14 protein-coding genes and 1 CRISPR repeat array are annotated in these 17,844 nt (G+C 31.7%); of the genes, 4 read left to right on the plus strand and 10 right to left on the minus strand.

Annotated features, from left to right (window positions below; translation table 11 throughout):
* Positions 1-30: 30 nt before the first annotated feature.
* The 3 genes from ACVEGE_RS12985 (at position 31) to ACVEGE_RS12995 (ending at position 1,614) form a co-directional block, all read left to right on the plus strand.
* Positions 31-531 carry a FixH family protein gene (locus tag ACVEGE_RS12985; protein WP_173855644.1) on the plus strand — a complete coding sequence of 167 codons (501 nt, stop codon included), beginning with the start codon at positions 31-33 and terminating at the stop codon, positions 529-531.
* 105 nt (positions 532-636) lie between these two features.
* Entirely contained in the window at positions 637-1,338 is a 702-nt protein-coding gene (locus ACVEGE_RS12990) for a sulfite exporter TauE/SafE family protein (RefSeq protein WP_173855645.1), read from the plus strand.
* Between the two features lie 42 nt (positions 1,339-1,380).
* Entirely contained in the window at positions 1,381-1,614 is a 234-nt protein-coding gene (locus tag ACVEGE_RS12995; protein ID WP_173855646.1) for a YdcH family protein, read from the plus strand.
* A gap of 280 nt (positions 1,615-1,894) precedes the next feature.
* Here the strand turns inward: ACVEGE_RS12995 and hemN are convergent, their stop codons facing one another.
* From hemN to ACVEGE_RS13015, 4 genes are all read right to left on the minus strand, one after another.
* Positions 1,895-3,259, minus strand: a complete 1,365-nt coding sequence (gene hemN / locus ACVEGE_RS13000) for an oxygen-independent coproporphyrinogen III oxidase (RefSeq protein ID WP_173853120.1) — start codon at positions 3,257-3,259, stop codon at positions 1,895-1,897.
* A gap of 137 nt (positions 3,260-3,396) precedes the next feature.
* A complete protein-coding gene (locus ACVEGE_RS13005) occupies positions 3,397-3,873 on the minus strand; it encodes a hypothetical protein (protein WP_173853119.1) in 477 nt (158 codons plus the stop codon).
* Between the two features lie 94 nt (positions 3,874-3,967).
* Entirely contained in the window at positions 3,968-4,315 is a 348-nt protein-coding gene (locus ACVEGE_RS13010) for a hypothetical protein (protein WP_173853118.1), read from the minus strand.
* 128 nt (positions 4,316-4,443) lie between these two features.
* On the minus strand, positions 4,444-6,408 hold the full coding sequence (locus ACVEGE_RS13015; RefSeq protein WP_192499816.1) for a DUF349 domain-containing protein: 1,965 nt from the start codon (positions 6,406-6,408) through the stop codon (positions 4,444-4,446).
* A gap of 450 nt (positions 6,409-6,858) precedes the next feature.
* On the opposite strand from ACVEGE_RS13015, the gene ACVEGE_RS13020 reads away from it, so the two are divergent.
* On the plus strand, positions 6,859-7,938 hold the full coding sequence (locus ACVEGE_RS13020) for an IS110 family RNA-guided transposase (protein ID WP_458008546.1): 1,080 nt from the start codon (positions 6,859-6,861) through the stop codon (positions 7,936-7,938).
* A 233-nt stretch (positions 7,939-8,171) separates the two neighbouring features.
* Positions 8,172-8,822: direct repeats of the CRISPR family, unit length 46 nt; unit sequence GTTGTGAATTGCTTTCAAAATTGTATTTTTACTTATAATTCCCAAC.
* A 116-nt stretch (positions 8,823-8,938) separates the two neighbouring features.
* Here ACVEGE_RS13020 and cas2 read toward each other — a convergent pair.
* From cas2 to ACVEGE_RS13050, 6 genes are all read right to left on the minus strand, one after another.
* A complete protein-coding gene (gene cas2 / locus ACVEGE_RS13025; protein WP_192500872.1) occupies positions 8,939-9,286 on the minus strand; it encodes a CRISPR-associated endonuclease Cas2 in 348 nt (115 codons plus the stop codon).
* 27 nt (positions 9,287-9,313) lie between these two features.
* Positions 9,314-10,210, minus strand: a complete 897-nt coding sequence (gene cas1, locus ACVEGE_RS13030) for a type II CRISPR-associated endonuclease Cas1 (protein ID WP_192500873.1) — start codon at positions 10,208-10,210, stop codon at positions 9,314-9,316.
* A 233-nt stretch (positions 10,211-10,443) separates the two neighbouring features.
* On the minus strand, positions 10,444-10,875 hold the full coding sequence (gene tnpA, locus ACVEGE_RS13035) for an IS200/IS605 family transposase (protein ID WP_192500874.1): 432 nt from the start codon (positions 10,873-10,875) through the stop codon (positions 10,444-10,446).
* Between the two features lie 352 nt (positions 10,876-11,227).
* Positions 11,228-15,307: a type II CRISPR RNA-guided endonuclease Cas9 gene (cas9, locus tag ACVEGE_RS13040; RefSeq protein WP_192500875.1), complete on the minus strand. Its 4,080-nt coding sequence runs from the start codon at positions 15,305-15,307 to the stop codon at positions 11,228-11,230.
* Positions 15,308-15,662: 355 nt separating this feature from the next.
* Complete coding sequence (locus ACVEGE_RS13045) at positions 15,663-16,415, minus strand: shikimate dehydrogenase family protein (protein WP_192500876.1); 753 nt, start codon at positions 16,413-16,415, stop codon at positions 15,663-15,665.
* A complete protein-coding gene (locus ACVEGE_RS13050; RefSeq protein WP_192500877.1) occupies positions 16,415-17,812 on the minus strand; it encodes a tetratricopeptide repeat protein in 1,398 nt (465 codons plus the stop codon). Before ACVEGE_RS13050 ends, ACVEGE_RS13045 begins: the two co-directional genes overlap by 1 nt.
* Between the last annotated feature and the right edge of the window lie 32 nt (positions 17,813-17,844).

The raw sequence follows: 17,844 nt of genomic DNA on the forward strand, positions 1-17,844 counted from the left end.
TCATAATTTCAATTAAAAAATCCAAATAAAATGGAAGACAATACAAATAAACCTACTGGAGTTTCTTCAGGAAAAAAACGGTTTAAAATTAATTGGGGAGTAGGGATTGTCATAGCTATGGGGTTGTTTATGGCATTCATATTGTATTTTGTCATTAAAGTGCAGATGAATTCTAAATATGATAACGAATTAGTTGTTGAAGAATATTACAAGCACGATGCTAAATTTGGTGACGAAATGGTTCGCGTGCAAAATGCGCATGATCTAGCTCAAAAACCTGTAATTACTAAAACTAAGGACGGGCTTACTATTGAATTCCCAACTGTTTTTGCACCAGAAAAGATTAAAGGAAAAGTATCCCTATATAGACCGTCTATGAAAAATTTAGATTTTGAAATTCCTATTTCTTTGTCTAAGCCAACTTTGCTCATACCTAAATCAAAATTGGTAGGCGGTCGATGGGATATTAATATGGAATGGCAATACGATGGAAAAGCGTATCTAACTGAAGAAACTATTTATATTGATTAGTTTATTTAAGTTTCTGATTCTCTGAGTCTCTGAGCTGCAGAGTTTCTGAGTTTCTTAGTGAAATAGTGTTGCTAAACGAGAAATGTAGAATTCACAATTAATAAAATGGTATACACCGCTTTTATATTTGGATTGATTAGTAGTTTGCACTGCATTGGTATGTGTGGTCCTATAGCTATGATGCTTCCTGTAGACAGAAATAACAAGGCCAAAAAAACGATTCAAATTATGACGTACCATTTGGGCAGGTTGACTGCTTATGGTACGATAGGATTAGTTTTTGGTTTAGTAGGAAAGGGTTTTTTTATGGCTGGTTTACAACAAAAGATGTCCATCTTTATTGGTGTGGCAATGATTTTAATCGTCATAATTCCGGAAAGGTCATTTGCAAAATATAATTTCTCAAAACCTGTTTTTCGATTAATATCAAAAATTAAGCAACATCTAGGAAGTCAGTTTAAAAACAAAAGTTACAAGTCCTTATTTACGATTGGTTTACTCAACGGTTTTCTACCCTGCGGAATGGTTTATGTAGCCTTATTTGGTGCCATAGCGATGCAAAGCGCTAGTTTAGGGGTATTGTATATGATCTTATTCGGATTAGGAACAGTGCCTATGATGAGTGCCGTGGTATATGCAAATTCGTTTATAACATTGCGCATTCGAAACAAAATTCAAAAAGCAATTCCCTACGTTGCTGTTTTTATAGGGTGTTTGTTTATTTTAAGAGGTTTAGGATTAGGGATTCCCTATGTTTCCCCTTCTAATATGAGTTTGTTTGTTCAAGCTGAACCCAATTGTCATTAAATAATAACCATAATTTTATTACTAACTCATAAATACATTAAAATGGAAAGACACGATTTATTACACGAGTTTCCTGAATACCAGGAAAAAATACACGAATTAAAAACCAATGATGCTCATTTTAAAAAATTATTTGATGAGTACAATGAAATGGAACATGAAGTACATCGTGTAAATACAGATACTGAGGTAGTTACTGACGGTCATGCGCACGAATTAAAAGCAAAATTATTGTTCTTGAAAGATGAGCTGTACGCTATGTTAATAAAGGAATAGAACAATAATTTATTACCTATAGAAAAATATAATTCGCAAATTGAGATCTTATTAAAATCTTAATTTGCGAATTTTTTATTTTAGTTTTGAAGGTTAATTTTAAACATTCGTATTTTTAAAGAAGTCCAATTGTCAGTTCGAATATACTCCATTTGTTAGTTCGAGCACACTTCAATAATCAGTTCGAGCGAGCAGGAATTTGTCAATTCGAGCGGAGTCGAGAACCATTGTAATTTTTTACTGTGCCTGATGTGACAAAAATGTAACAAGTAGTCAATCATTATATTGTCATAGAAAACAAGGCTGTTTCAGGCGCTTTTCTTTTTAACAGTAAATCAAATGCCATACATATATTACGAACATAAGGTTTTCCTCCTTCGGTAACTTGAATGCTATCTTTATGCAGTAGTACTAAACCGTCTTTTTCCATTTCTTGTAACTGAATTAATATTTCAGGGATTTCTTGAAAATATTCATTCTCGTTTGTCCAAGAAGTTTCAAACTGACACATTAAATTCAAAATGTGTTGACGAATGATAAGATCTTCTGCAGTTAATAAATGCCCTCTGTAAATAGGCAGTTTGTTTAATTCTAATTGTTTATAATAATCTTCTAAGCTCTTTTCGTTTTGAGCAAAACTATACCAGCTGTCACTTATTGAAGATACACCTAAGCCAATCATTAATTTTGTTTTAGAAGAACTGTATCCCATGAAATTACGATGTAACTTTCTGGTTTCAAAAGCATCGTATAAACTATCAGTTTTAAGTGCAAAATGATCCATTCCTATTTCGTGATACCCATTTTTTAGTAATAATTCTTTTCCAACCTGGTATAATTGTCGTTTTTCTTTGTCCTTTGGAATGTCTTCATCCTTGAAGCCACGTTGACCGTTTCCTTTAATCCATGGTACATGAGCATAACTATAAAATGCTAAACGGTCCGGTTGTAATGATTTGGTTTTTTCGATAGTGTCAATAACATCATCAATATTTTGAAAAGGTAGACCAAAAATGATATCATGGCCTATTGAGGTATAACCAATCTCTTTGGCCCAAAAACTTACTTTGGCTACATTATGAAACGGTTGCTCTCTATGAATTGCTTTTTGAACTTTTGGAGAGTAATCTTGAACGCCAAAACTTACTCTTCTAAAGCCTAGATCATATAATTTTCGCAAGTGTTCGTGCGTAGTATTGTTTGGATGTCCTTCAAAACTAAATTCATAATCTTTAGCTTTTACAGCGGTACTGAAAATTCCATTAATTAGATGTTCTAAGTTTTGTGGAGAAAAAAAAGTGGGTGTTCCTCCGCCTAAATGAATTTCTTTGATCGATGGTTTTTCGCCTAGAATTTCACAATATAATGACCATTCTTTTAATACAGCATCAATATAAGGGTTTTCTAAAGTATGATTTTTTGTAATGCGTTTATTGCAACCACAAAAAGTACACAAGCTTTCACAAAAGGGGAGATGTATGTACAAACTAATTCCCTCACTTGAGTTACTCTCAATGAATGATTTTTGTAAAGTATCAATCCAATTTTCATATAAAAAATCGTTCTCATTCCAGTAAGGAACAGTAGGATAACTAGTGTATCTAGGACCTGGAACATTGTATTTTTGAATTAAAGCACTTTTCATCGTATTGTTTTTTAGCGATACTTCAAAAGTAATGGCAATGCTTGAAAATTAAAATGATAAATGTCATACGGTACACGAAGTAGTTTTTTTAAAGAAAAGAGGCTTATAAAAAGCCTCTTTAAAGTTGTGAATGATTATTATTTAGAAATGCAGTTGTCAATAATTGCTTTCCATTTTTTTGCTAATTGGTGTTCTTCATACAAACGAATTTGATTTATTTGATCGTTTTCAATGGTGTAGATTGGGATGAATTCTTTTATATCGGTATTTTTATATTTAAATTCAAACTCAATTTTTACAATCGTTTCTTTTGGATTTTTGGTTGTAACTACTAAATCGCATGACGAAATAGTATTGAGATCAACAAATGCGGTGTATTCTTCCTTATAATTAAAGTCCATAAATAGAAACGCTTTTTTATTTTCGTCAATATTCATCACTTTATTGTTGAGTATTTCGGTTAGCTCATAGTTGTAAGTATTGTTTTTACTGTAGGCTTCTTTTATGGTTTTAATTTTATTTTTGCTTATCATATTAGAGCGAAAAACAAAGAAAAGAGGAGTTGCAATTAATAATGTAATGACAAGACCTATAATTGTTACGGATGTATCCATTTTTATTTTTAAATTAATTTATAGAACAAGACCAGCTCAATGCAATTGATTAAGCTGTATAAAATAGTATTGTGTAAGTATAAATGAATTTAAATCACCAGAAAAAATGGAACGGAAAGAGTAATATAGATACTTTTTCGCATCTATTAATATCTTGGTTTAAATAAGAGTTAAAGCAACTAAGTTTAGCCACATTTGTATTAAGTGTCAAAAACGCACTTTGCCATTTTATTACTGGATTGCTTTCTTTTTCTAGTTGTAAAGTAACCGTATAAACTGGTTGGGGCTGTATGAAAGCCTTATTTTGAATATGTTCTAGAGAGAATTTTGGACTCGATTGCTTTTCAATCTTAGTATGCATGGCATTTCCAGTCGCTGAAAAAGCAACTAAAAAAATGACAAGAAGTACAATAAAACTGATTGTTTTCCTAATCCAATTCATAATGCAAACTTATGTAATTGTAAGTGGTAAGCCTAATTTTTATAAATGAAATTAGCTTGTGTTTTTGTTTCATAAAAAAACCTCAAACTAGTACTAGAATGAGGTTTGTAATTTAAGAAAATCAGAAGTTATTCTTGGTTCAAATTTCTAATTTGTTTTAGTTTTTCTTTCCAAGTATCAAGACTTTCTCTGTGGATAGCAATGTTTTTACGAACTTCTAATACAATAGAATTTTCTTTTTTTGCATTTTTAGTATTTGTAAAAAACTGAATATTATTCTCTAACTGGAAAATTTCATTTTGAACTTCATCAATTTTTCTCATCAAGAAAATCTTTTCATTTTCAAGTTTTCGAGTATCATTATCTTCAGCTAATTGATCAATACGATTGGCAAAACGCATCATATCAGTATCTTTTTTGCTCAAGCTTAACTTGTCAAAAAGGGCGTCTAATATTTTGTTAAATTTCCCTTCAATGTGTCTTCTTGCATGAGGAACTCTACCTAGTTTTTTCCAGCTTTCGATGTGCAGTTTAATAGCATCTAAATCTGTTTTATGATCACCGGTTAGTTCAAATGCTCTTAAAGATTCTAAGTAAGCTTTTTTATTCTCAAAGGCAGCAATTTCCTCAGCGTCACTTTCGTTTTTTTGTTCTTTCAAACGATCAAAATAATGGTTGCAAGCTGCTTTAAATTCGGCCCAAACCTTATCAGAATATTTTCTAGGTACATGACCTATTTTTTTCCAGTCGTCCTGTATGCGTTTCATTACAGCCGTAGTCGTTTCAAAGTCGGTGCTGTCTTGAAGTTCTTGGGCTTTTGCTACAAGCGCATTCTTTTTATTGAGGTTATCGTTTTGATCTTTTTTAATTTCTTTGTAAAAGGAGTTTTTAAAAGAATTAAAGTCTCTTACAGCAGTTTTAAATTTACTCCATGTAGCTTCATTTACTTCTGATGGTACTTTTCCAGCGGCAAAAAAGGCTGTTCTTAAAGCTTCAACTTTTTCAATTTGTACTAACCACTGTGAATGAGAGTTTACTTTAATGGTAGCCAAATCTTCAATACCAGCTATAATTGCATTTTTATTCTCTAAATTTTCAGCTTCGACACCTCTTAATTTTTCGAATAAAAGCTCTCTCTTATCGTGCATTTTTTTAGTAAGATCACTAAATAAATTCCAGATCTCCTCACGGTGCTCTTTAGATACAGGACCTATATCCTCTTTCCACATGCGGTGTAAATCTTGTAACTCTCTAAAAGCTTTATTTACATTTTCTTCTTGAAGCAATTCATCAACACGCAAAATAATTTTTTGTTTTTGCTCTAAATTATGTTTAAAATCTAAGTCTCTAGCCTCTCTATCAAGGTGCAAATAGTCATAGAAATTCTCAACGTGAAAGTGGTAGTTATTCCAAACGTGGTTGTATTTATCTTTAGGAATAGAGCCTGCATTTTTCCATCGGTCTCTTAATTCATTAAAATGTTTTAAGGTGTCTTTGATGTTTTCCTGCGGATTAATCAACTCTTTTAATTCTTCAACAATGGCCAATCTAGTCTCTAGATTTGTTTTCAAGTTTGTTTGTAAACTCTTGAAATGCACATTTTTTTTATCTTTATATAAGGTGTAATATTCGTCAAAATGCGCTTTTAGAGGCAAATGATATTGAAAATCTTCCGTACTACCAGGGTTTTCTGCTTGAAACTCTTCTTTTTTCTCTTCAATGAAGTGGTTGTATTTTGCTAAAAAAGATTTCTTAATCTCATCAACATGCTCCTTTACAGACATTACTTTGTCAGTTTCCACAATAGATTTTAACGCATCCACAAGTTCTTCCATAGACAAAGTGTCGTAGTCTTGCATAGGTATTTCGTGACGTTCCTTTAAAGTTTCATCTTCGCTTTCCTCAGCATTAGAGTCATCGATAGAATTTAGGGCTTTTTGATTGTCATTCTCTTGCGGTTTCGCTGTAACTGGCTCTTCAGTAGGAGTAACAGGAGTTTCTTGATTTTCTGATACGGTCTCGTTTGATTCTTGAGACGCAACGGCTAATTTTCCATCTGCATTTTGCAGGTTATCATTCTTTTCTTCTAACATTGGTTCAATGTGTAAGGTTGCTAATAAATTGAACTCGAAAGATAGTAAAGCAGTACTGAATAACAAAACAAATCGTTAATTTAGAGTGGTTTTATGTTAATAATTTCTTTTTTTTGGAGCTATTTCCCGCTATACACTATATCTTTTATAGCTTTAAAAAAAAGCCATAAAAGGATGCCGTTACTATCGGGGCTCATATCTTTGTTATAGTTACAAAATGATAAAATACTTATCTTTAAAATAGTAATAATTGATAAACAAAATGAAGTTGCAAAATTCTATCGGGGCCAGATACGTTTAGTACGATATTGTAAGTTAGGTTAATCAACTTCATTTTAATTACATTTCAAGTCGCAATAGTACTTAAGCACTAGGTTTTTAATTTAGATGCAGTATAACTAATGAGCCAAGACCCATGTAGTTTTTTGTTTGTCTTAAACAGCCAATGTTATGACTTTAAAGTATTCTGTAGGATTAGATGTTTCTAGTAAAAAAATAGACGGATCTATTTGTGTGATCGACCAAAATCAGCAAGTTCAGTTTATGTCTAAAATTACATTTAACAACACTGTCTGTGGTTTTAAAAATTTAGACTCCTGGATAACAAAATGGCATAAAGCTACGGAGTTACCTTTGGTTGTTTGCATGGAAGCCACAGGTGTCTATCATGAAAATTGTGCCTTATATTTATTTGAAAAAGGATACCAACTATCTATTGTTTTACCCAATAAGGCAAAGAAATATTTAGAATGCTTAGGTTTAAAATCAAAAAATGATAGTATTGACGCTAGAGGGTTAGCACAAATGGGAGCTGAACAATGCTTAGGACTTTGGCAACCGCTAGGTCGGTATTATTATGAATTACGCAATTACACTAGGCAACATCAAAATATACAAGAGTTAAAAACAGTTATAAGTAACCAAATTCATGCATTAAAGCACGGTATGTATCCTTGTGAAATGACAATTGAACAACTTAAAACCACTTTAGCCCTTTTTGATTCTCAGTTGAAAGAGTTAAGTAAAAAGATGAAATTACATTTAAAATCAGATGATGTGGTTTATAGAAAATGCTTAAATATTCTAGCAATGAAAGGCTTAGGTTATTTAACAATTGCAACTTTAATAGCAGAAACTAATGGTTTTGAACTATTCGAAAATTATAAGCAATTGGTATCTTATGCTGGTTATGATGTTGTAGAAGCCCAATCTGGAACAAGAGTAGGAAAGACTAAAATATCAAAAAAAGGTAATTCAAGAATAAGAAGAGCACTTCATATGCCGTCTTTAGTGGTTATAACGTGTAAAGAAAAACCGTTTTTAGATTTATATAATAGGACATTTGAAAAACATGCTATAAAAATGAAAAGTTATGTAGCGGTACAAAAAAAATTATTAGTGATGGTCTATCATTTGTGGAAGAAAAATGAGCGATACGATTCTGATTATCAAATAAATATTCAAGAAAAGGAGCAGGAGCTTTCTTCTCTGCTTGCCTTTGAAAAAGGCACAAACGCAAAAACGGATTAAAAAATTAGCCCCAAACAAGTTGAGGCTAAACAAGGTAAACATTCAACGAAAAATCGCAGTACGTTTCCTCTCTGCTAATCCAAATATATTGAAAATAAATTAAAACAAATTAGGTTTTAAAGATAGTACCTAAAGAATTTAGAGTTAATCATGAACTATTGTAGTAATTTGATAAAAGGAAACCTAAAATAAAATGATGAAATTTTTTAATTTTAGGTTTTAGTATAGTTGTCGTTGTGAATTGCTTTCAAAATTGTATTTTTACTTATAATTCCCAACCTTTGTAAATAAAGGTAATATCACTTGCCCGTTGTGAATTGCTTTCAAAATTGTATTTTTACTTATAATTCCCAACTTTGTGCCGTTTACTAATTATACAGATCAAGTTGTGAATTGCTTTCAAAATTGTATTTTTACTTATAATTCCCAACTACATCTGATTATAGCAAAGTAAGATTTAGTTGTGAATTGCTTTCAAAATTGTATTTTTACTTATAATTCCCAACTATGTCGTAATCATTATCAAGTTTTACAGTGTTGTGAATTGCTTTCAAAATTGTATTTTTACTTATAATTCCCAACCCTGCGGGGAAAATGATCGACAACGCTGTGTTGTGAATTGCTTTCAAAATTGTATTTTTACTTATAATTCCCAACATTTCATCATCGCCTCCTTTCTTTTCAAATGTTGTGAATTGCTTTCAAAATTGTATTTTTACTTATAATTCCCAACGTTCTAATGGTTTTCAGCCTTCAAGTGCAGTTGTGAATTGCTTTCAAAATTGTATTTTTACTTATAATTCCCAACTTTTTAGTTGCCACATAGTAGATAACTTGTGTTGTGAATTGCTTTCAAAATTGTATTTTTACTTATAATTCCCAACATACCGCGATTCAATCGTTTGATATGTTGTGAGTTATCAGTTTATTTAGAAAGTGAAAATTGATTGTTAATTAGTGTTGCATGTCAATCAATTGTTGGTTTTTAGAATTCTAATTTTTAAAAAAGCTCCAATTGTTGCGAAGGTTTGTCTGGTTCTACCGCTTTCTTTCCATAAAAAAGCTCCATCATCCCAAATTGTTTGTCGGTTATTTGCATCACACCTATTTTGCCATGTTCTGGCAAACTATTCCTAATTCGTTTGGTATGAACTTCAGCATTTTCTCTACTAGCACAAAAACGCATATAGATAGAAAATTGAAACATAGAAAAGCCATCGTCCAATAATTTCTTGCGAAATCCACTGGCAATTTTACGCTCTTTTCGCGTTTCAGTAGGCAGGTCAAAAAAAACTAATATCCACAAACTTCTATATTGATTTAGTCTTGTATAATGTTCATCATGCATGTTTTATAGGTCTAATGTCAAAAGCGGTTAACTATAGGCTGGGTATAAAATTTTCCTTGCTGTTCCCTCAAAACATTCTTGTAAGGAGTGCGTAGTGCGACTCATAGCAACCATTAAGGGACTATTTTTACCATCTATAAGTACATTAATGGTAGCAATACTCAATAATTGTTTCTTGATTTCAGTAGTCAACTTATCATAACAATCTTCGGTTTCCATTATATGACATACTATTAAGTCTACATAAGGACGATAGGGTTCCATTATATCATCAGCAAGACAATACGCATTGTATTTATTGCGATGGAAAATGCCAAGTGTTGGCAACATGCCTGAACTTACAATAGCTCGGGCGGTTATGGCTCTTAAAATAGCATAACCGTAATTGAGTAGATTATTTGGTGGGATGCCTTTTTGTCCTCGAGTAAAATTTTCAATTGTGATAAGATTTTGCCAATAAAATACGGCGGCTCGAGATTCGTGATTGAGTGCATCTCCAGAAGTTACTTCCTTTGACCAAATTTCCATTTTTCGACACGGAATTCCTTTTTCTTTTAACAAGCCTGCTTGGTTCATGATTTTAGCACTTATCGTTTGTTGCCATAAGTTTTTTTTGAGTGGGACAGAAGCATTAATTTGATTTTTAAAGCGCTCACTTTGTTCTGTATGACCATTGAGTGGCATTAATAACCCTATAGGTAAATGGTACTGGTCACAATTAATTAGTGCTACATTATTGTTAGTCAATTTTTCAAGTAAGCCATTGGTGATTGTTATTTGTTGATTTTCTAATACAATGACACCAATATCTTCAATCGCAACTGTTTTAGTCTCTTGTTCTTTATCAGGATAAGAGATCACTATTTGTTCGTTTTTGGTACTCAGATAGGCTGGGTTGCCAAAGAAAAGCGTTCGTTTGATCATTTTTTTGGTTTTAAATTAATAATCCTATTTTAATGATTTGCAATATGTTTTGGCTAAAGCCAATTTGGAATGTTTTTATTGTTGAATGGGTTGAAACCCATTCTTATTGAAAATTTATATTGTCACCATTTTTAAATGACTTTAGGGTTAGACTATCTCCAGCCTATTGAATTGCCTCCCGCTTTAGCTGGAAGAAAACAAATTGATATTTATAAATTGACTTTAGCCAAAATCTACTCTTTAGGGAAATTATACTTTACAATAAACGCCTCATATTCTTCATGAAAGGATTGTTTGGCGTGATGTTGTTCTTGGTTTTTAATATAGTTGCGCACTCTGTCAATCATAGATTCTGAAACGGACACAGCAAAATAGTCATCTTGCCATTGAAATTGACCTTTACACAAATTGTTTTTATTGATCCAAAAAGAAGATTCGCCTTTTATTAGTTGCATTGTTTTTTGAATGGTTTGATCGGCTCCCAAAGAAACCAAGCAATGACAATGATCACTATATCCGTTTACAAAATCAACAAAGATTCCTTTCTCTTTGGCGTTTTCTTTAATATGAAGCCATACTTTCTGCCGCAATTCTTTACTATCCAGAAAGGGAAATCTGTTTTTTGTACTCCAAACAAAATGAATATAGGTTTTGATGTAGGACATAATTAGTTGTATTTAGTAAATATGCTTATTTATCAAGAGTATTAGATTAATTTTATCCAAAGCTCCCCCAATCCTATTGAATGTGATGGATCAATAATTATTGTTGTACTCTTTTTGGCTAAAGCCCTCACTATTTGTTTTTATTGTGCCGAATGGGTTAAAACCCAATCCTATTGAATTAATAAAAATCGACATTCATTGTCAATCAATTGCCTCCAGCTTTAGCTAGAGGTAAAATGTTAATTATTATAGGTATTGGCTTTAGCCGAATCATTTTGGCTAAAGCCAACTTCTTGTGTTTTTATATTATCAATTGGGTTAAAACCCAATCCTATTGAATTCATTCGTTTTATTAATACTCTCCAATCTGAACAATTTTCCCCAAATGGTTAATTCGGACTTTTACTATCCCTTCAAAGTGAGGTAAGCTTTTTAAAGATTTGTAAGCTATGTTTTTAAGCTCTTTTGAATCATTCAAAGTAGTTTCTAAATGATGTCTAAATACATAATCTCTAACAGATGTATTGCCATAGTCTACTTTTGAAAACTTCTGGATACGAAATAAATTTTGACTTATCAGTTTATTGTTAATAGGATTTTGTAAATCCATTTCATGAGGATTAAAACCATCAGATGGAAATATAAAAAACTCATTTTGCTTCATGGAAAATAGGAACTCCCAGCCATTCTTGTGAGTTTTATTTATTGCTGACATACCCTCTTTTGCTAGAGTTACCGCATCATAGAAAGAAACTACATCATCTTGTAGATTTCCTTTTTCGTCCCTGTATATGGCTACATGATGATTGTTTCCAGTACTTACAAAATCCACAGGCATTGGTTTTCCTTGTTGATCTAAAATTTCATTGCCCAAATGGTCTTTTTTGGTATGCAAAGCCTGCGCATTACTCACGCCACTAATAGTAACCCGTTTTATAGCAATTCCTTTTTCTTGGTTTTGCCAAATAGGATTTTCATCAAGATTTGAAAATGCTTTTTTAGGATCATTGTTAAACGCTGCTAAGCGGTGTTCTAAAATAGTTTTTAATCCAGAGTCCATTACTTTAGTAATACTTTTTAAATCCTTAAAATTATCGGGTGTAATGTCTTTTCTAATCGTGTAATTGTCTTCTAACCAAACTAATTTGACTTTTTCGGGAACAATAATATTATCTTTTAAGCTAATGTAGATAGGCGTCTTTACCAAAGTGTTTTTACCCGTAAAGGCTTTTTTGGGATCGTTTTCATTCTCTTCCAATCGTTTTAATAGTGCTTCACGGTAGGCTTTATTGGCTACTTTGGCAATATGCGACGCTGTAAAGTTGGCATTTACTTTCTCTTCTTTGGTTTCATAACGTTGTAATTTACCATAAACAGTTTCTTTATGCAATTGACCTCTAGGCGTCAATTGTATTTTTGTTTGCGTTCCGCCACTTTTTTTGGTTGTATTTTTATTTTTGGTTACTACTTTGTTTTTGGCTTTGTACGAAATCAAAATACTTTCAAGTTGCTTTTTAGCTTCTTCTCTAAAGTTCTCCATCGGGGGGATGAAGCGCAACTTATTATTTTTGTCTCTTTTTAAATATTTTGATTCAATACCAACTATGGAAAGAGAATTTTTATCCCCTTGTGTTTTTGCATTCAAATTGTTTAAATATTGAATGTAAGCAGGTTTAGTAAAGGCAACAGTAATAGCATCCATAGCATGATGGCGGTGGTCGTTTCTTTTAGTCCAATCTTTTATTTTATATAAGCGCTCTCCATTCTTGCCTTTTTCTTCATAGGTTAATCCTAATTTATTGTATTTCTCCCAATTAAGTTCTTTCATTACATCTACTAATTCCCAGTCGTCACGCAATTTATCGGTAACACTACCAATAGTAGCAGCCACGTTTCTAGAAACTTCTAGTAAAATTTCTTTAGCTTTTTTAGCAATGTACTGGGTTTCTCTTAGCTGACGTTCAATAAAACCTTCAGGGATTTCATTGTCTGCCATCAATAGTTTATTTTGTTTGGTACGACTTATTTTACCAAACAAACTTTTTACTCTTTTTTCGAATTGGTCAAAATCTTCTGGCGAAAGTTTTTCTTGTAAAAAAGAATATGCAGTCTTATTGCTTTTATCAATATTTAATTGGCGCTCACAAATTGTTTTGTTTGAAAAACTATCATCAAATAATCTTGATTTTGGAATGATATGCTCAATATCATAGTCTTTGGTAAATAATCTCGAAGCTTCAATTGTCTTGCCCGTATAAATAGAGATTCCCTCAGTCTCTTTCCATAACTTATATCTTATAATATCGTTTCTTGTTACTCTTGCAATTCCAAATTCGGTGCGGAGTAGTTGTCTTATTTTGTCATGTTCGGCTGTACTTTTATTGATCGCCTTTGTCATATCGCTTCGTTGCTCATTGTTTGCCTTCAATTCACGAGCCAATTCTACTCTTATTTCATCCGGTTTTCCCATTTCTGGGTCTTTAATAATTGCATTGATTACATTAATCATTTGGTTGAGTATTTTTTCAACCACTGGATTACGTAGACTATTCTTTTTTAACAATTCAAGTGTGTCTTTTAAAACTCTTTCATTATTTTGTTCAGTTGTTAGTGAGGAAGAATGATTGTATCCTGTCATTAAGCATGCTTTGTCATAAAGATGTCCGTCCATCAAGTGCGGTAATACTTTTTTAATAGCTTTGGCACTCAGACTACCATAATCAGCTTGTAGACTAATATTCAGTAAATAAGGAAGGTGGTTTTCTTTAAAACCAAATTTGTTTTTTAAAGTTGCTTTCAATTTTTCATCATCTTCTGCAGCATATAATAAGTGCCAAAATTGGTAATAACCTTGTTTATCAAAATCATTTCCTTGAATCGTCGGATCAAAATCAAGAATAGAGGTGTTGATTCCTAAATCGGAAAAAGCAGATTTAAAAATTTGTTTTATATCTAAAGCTTTTAGTTTAGAAAAGTCCAATTCATCATAACCTTCGAGAATTAAAATTTTCTCAAAAGCTTTAAAAATTTTGGTATTAGTTCTATTGCCTTCTATTTTTTTGAAATTGGCAGCATGGTTTCCTTTTTTTAAATCACAAAACGCCATCATTTGAACATCGGTCATACTTTCTTTAAACAGCAGTTCTTGTGCAATTATGTTTTTTAATTCTTCGTTTAATACAAAAGGTTCTTTGGTTATTTCATTCTTAATAACAATGTTATTCAAATTCTGCCAAGTTCTAAACTCTTGAAATAGTGGAGAAGATTTTGGAATCGCTTTGTGACCTTTTTCAAATTCACAAAAGCTTACTAGGTGTTTTTGTGATTTTAGTTTTCTTTGATAGAAAATCGTAATGTCTCTAACCTCTGTTTTTAATTTATCGGTTAATTCAGGATGAAATTTAAGTTGTGTTTCCCAGATAACTTCAAATTCATCTAAATAATCTTGGCGATAAAATACTTGATTTTTTAATTTGCTATGATGGTTTGCTTGTAATTGTTTGTACAGGTACTGTCCAACAGTTTCCTGATTAAAGTATAATTCTTTGCTACGGTCACTAATAGCGCCCAAATAACCACTCGATTGATTGATTTGGTTATTTATTTCAGTAATTATGTAAGCTAATATTTTTAGATCCAATGCAATAGTCAATGCTTCGGATCTCCATTTGTAATGCTGTAGTTTTACTTCGTCTCTGGAACCTTTATTTTCGGTAAGTGGAATTTTAATTGAGTTTGTAAAGTATTGTGATGTTTGGGTTCTAGTCTTTCCTTGAATATCTTGTAGTAATTTATCATTCATTTGTTCTGAATGAAATTGATTTTGAAAGAGAATAATTTTCTCTAATTCTTTTTGTAAATCAGAACGATAAAAATCAGGTATGAATTTACCTCCATTTGATAATGAATTATAAACCCATTGTCCTGGAGTTAACTTATTTTCAAAAATTTCTTTGGCAATTTTCATTCCGTCAATTGCATCTCCTTCATCTGCTGATTTTGCTTTACGACTACTTTTATATCCTCTTTTTTTGTTGAGCATTAGTAAAACCTGTACTAATTCTTCTTTGCTTATTTTCTCAACTGCTGCTTTTGCTCGTAATTGATAAGATGAAAAAGTATTATTTGAACCATTTTCAGCATAAATATAATTAGTGGGAATGAATTTTATTTTAGAAAAAATGTCTAGCAATGCATCTCTTCGTAATTTAAAACGTTGTAAACCTCTTCTTGCTCCACGTTTTAATGTTCTATCAGCATTTATAGAAATAGTATTCCCTTTTTTAAAGTCAGCTTCTTCGTCTGAAGTCAGTGGTACAATACGAACCCCTGTATTTATTATTGATGAAGTTTCATTTTCGTTTTCTGATTCATTTATAAATGACCATCCTATTGAGGTTGTCCCCAAATCCAATCCTAATATTTTCTTCATTGTATGATGATTTTCTTATTATTCTTATCAATTGCTAAATATAAATATAAGAAAATTAAGAACCTTACGGGAAACCGTAATTGGATATTAAAAATTTTATCGTAATATTGTCTTACAATTTTGAAGCAATTCACAATAAGGATTATTCCGTTGTGAAAACATTCAAAGCGGCCTCACAAGGGTCGCTTTTTTTTTGGTTTAAACTTAAGTTTTGATATTAAACTCATAAAAAAATTGAGAATAGACTACAGTATTAAAAAATCGTAGGGACGCTTTTAGTATAATTATTATTGAGCATAAAAAAAGCTTTCAATCTAATTCAAGACTGAAAGCTTTTTCTATATTTTTCAATTATTTATTTATTCCATATTTCCCATGATTTTTCTGCTTGGTAGACAAGCATATCATAACCATTTTTAGTTTGTGCTCCTTTGGCGGAAGCCTTACTTAAAAACTGCGTTATTGGGGGATTATATATTAGGTCAAATGCAATGTGCTGAGGGGTGAAAAACTCATACGGAATTAACGGAAAAGCAGCTATGTCAGGGCTTGTGCCTACTGGTGTGGCGTTAATTACTATTGTATGACTCTCAAATGTATCTTTATCAAGATCTTCATAAGAAATAGTGTTTTCGTTTTTTATCCTAGACACAAAAGTATAGGTTATTCCTAGCTCATCAAGAGCAAAACAAACGCCTTTCGATGCACCACCAGTACCTAAAATCAATGCTTTTTTATGGTGTGATTTTAATAATGGTTTTATTGCTTTTTTAAAACCATAATAATCAGTATTGTATCCTTTTAATTTGCCTTTTTTAGTGAATTTGATGGTGTTTACGGCACCTATTAGTTTGGCTTTTTTTGATAATTTATCTAAAAAAGGCATCACTGCTTCTTTATACGGAATCGTAACATTGATACCAGCTAATTCTTCGTGATTGTTTTTTATTAAACCCTCAAATTCACTAATTTCGTCTAAGTCAAAATTCTCGTAACTATAATTAGTAGCGGCATCTTTTTCAAATTTAGCAGTGAAATATCCTTTAGAAAAAGAATAACTAATATTTTTTCCTAGTAAACCAAAGCGTTTTTTATTAGTTACAGCCATTATTCTTTTTTGTATTTATCTATATAATTGCGAACGATTTTTTTTGTCCATACTACAGGAAATAAGTCTTCAATCAATACATAGTTATCAAATTTTAGACGTAATCCATTGCTTAAATGAAATTTAGCCTTGGTATTTTCTTGGGTCATAAAATACAACCCAGCTAAACGGTATTCAATTTCGTTTTCTTCAGGAAAATATTCTGATGCTTGCAATAATGTTTGTATTCCGCTATCAAACTCACCTAAAAACTGTAAAATATCAACCCAAAATAACCAAGTGTCTAATGCAGTATCTCCAAACTCAACTGCTTTTCTAAAACCAAATTCAGCTTCCTCAAAGAAATTCATTTCCTTGTTGATTGTAGCATAGCGCTTCCAGTACAAACGATTTTGATTGTCGATTGCTAATGCTTTATTGACAAAAAATAAGGCTTTTTGGTAATTCTTTTGACGCAAGTAAAAATCAGTTATCGCAATCCAACCTTTGTCTAAAAGGGGGTCTTCGTGTACCGTTTCATTATAATATTTTAATGCTAAAACAGTATTTCCTAAACGTTCGTGACATTTTCCTATTCGCAACAGCGCATAAGAGGTAGCGTCATCTAGCGCGATGGTTCTATTGTAGCTTTCAATTGCTTCTTCGTATCTTTTTAGACGTTCATAAGCTTTGGCTTTTTCCATGAAGGCGCCTAAAAACTCATCATCAATTAAGGTTGCATAATCAAATGCGCGAATGGCATTTTCATAATCTTTTAAATCATAATACAAGCGTCCCACTTGATGCCAAGCAATTTCGCTATAGGGATTTTTATCAATGTATTTATTTAAATACGTTATCGCCTCTAGATTTTGATCTAAAAATTCAAAACAATACACCACATTATACAAAGCCGATTGATCTTCAAGATCTTCCTCTAGACATTTTATGAAACTCTCTTTTGCAAGCTCTAGATTGTCCATAAAAAGATATTCCATACCAATTAAGTTATAGACATCAGCATAATCATCAGTATAAGTAAGGGCTATTTTTAAGAATTCAACCGCTTTTTCATGTTGGTCTCTTTTAGAATAAATGTTGGCTTTTTGTATGTATATCTCTTCATTATTAGGCTCAATTGCATACAGTTCATTGAGTAATTTTTCGGCGATTTCTAATTTATCGTCAAATACGAGCATCTCTACCTGAACTAGTTTTAAACCAGTTGATTTTGGGTGTTGATCTAGTCCTAATTTTAATGCTTTTTTGGCTAAAGCCGCCTTACCCATATCGAGATAATGAAGTATAATTTCTTCAAATTCTTCCGAGTCAAAAAAGAGTACTTTGTTGGTTTTCAACATAGACTCAAATTTGGATAATGATAAGTTATAGTCTTCTTCTTCGTTGCTTAATTGCATGCTTTGTTTTTTTGAATTTGACCTATTTAAAA

Source organism: Flavobacterium sp. PL002, from assembly GCF_054165825.1.

What these genes read in the sequence shown, in the direction of transcription:
- ACVEGE_RS12985 (WP_173855644.1), top strand. Translation starts at nt 31, where the DNA reads ATGGAAGACAATACAAATAAACCTACTGGAGTTTCTTCAGGAAAAAAA.
- ACVEGE_RS12990 (WP_173855645.1), top strand. Translation starts at nt 637, where the DNA reads ATGGTATACACCGCTTTTATATTTGGATTGATTAGTAGTTTGCACTGC.
- ACVEGE_RS12995 (WP_173855646.1), top strand. Translation starts at nt 1,381, where the DNA reads ATGGAAAGACACGATTTATTACACGAGTTTCCTGAATACCAGGAAAAA.
- hemN (WP_173853120.1), bottom strand. Translation starts at nt 3,259, where the DNA reads ATGAAAAGTGCTTTAATTCAAAAATACAATGTTCCAGGTCCTAGATAC.
- ACVEGE_RS13005 (WP_173853119.1), bottom strand. Translation starts at nt 3,873, where the DNA reads ATGGATACATCCGTAACAATTATAGGTCTTGTCATTACATTATTAATT.
- ACVEGE_RS13010 (WP_173853118.1), bottom strand. Translation starts at nt 4,315, where the DNA reads ATGAATTGGATTAGGAAAACAATCAGTTTTATTGTACTTCTTGTCATT.
- ACVEGE_RS13015 (WP_192499816.1), bottom strand. Translation starts at nt 6,408, where the DNA reads ATGTTAGAAGAAAAGAATGATAACCTGCAAAATGCAGATGGAAAATTA.
- ACVEGE_RS13020 (WP_458008546.1), top strand. Translation starts at nt 6,859, where the DNA reads ATGACTTTAAAGTATTCTGTAGGATTAGATGTTTCTAGTAAAAAAATA.
- cas2 (WP_192500872.1), bottom strand. Translation starts at nt 9,286, where the DNA reads ATGCATGATGAACATTATACAAGACTAAATCAATATAGAAGTTTGTGG.
- cas1 (WP_192500873.1), bottom strand. Translation starts at nt 10,210, where the DNA reads ATGATCAAACGAACGCTTTTCTTTGGCAACCCAGCCTATCTGAGTACC.
- tnpA (WP_192500874.1), bottom strand. Translation starts at nt 10,875, where the DNA reads ATGTCCTACATCAAAACCTATATTCATTTTGTTTGGAGTACAAAAAAC.
- cas9 (WP_192500875.1), bottom strand. Translation starts at nt 15,307, where the DNA reads ATGAAGAAAATATTAGGATTGGATTTGGGGACAACCTCAATAGGATGG.
- ACVEGE_RS13045 (WP_192500876.1), bottom strand. Translation starts at nt 16,415, where the DNA reads ATGGCTGTAACTAATAAAAAACGCTTTGGTTTACTAGGAAAAAATATT.
- ACVEGE_RS13050 (WP_192500877.1), bottom strand. Translation starts at nt 17,812, where the DNA reads ATGCAATTAAGCAACGAAGAAGAAGACTATAACTTATCATTATCCAAA.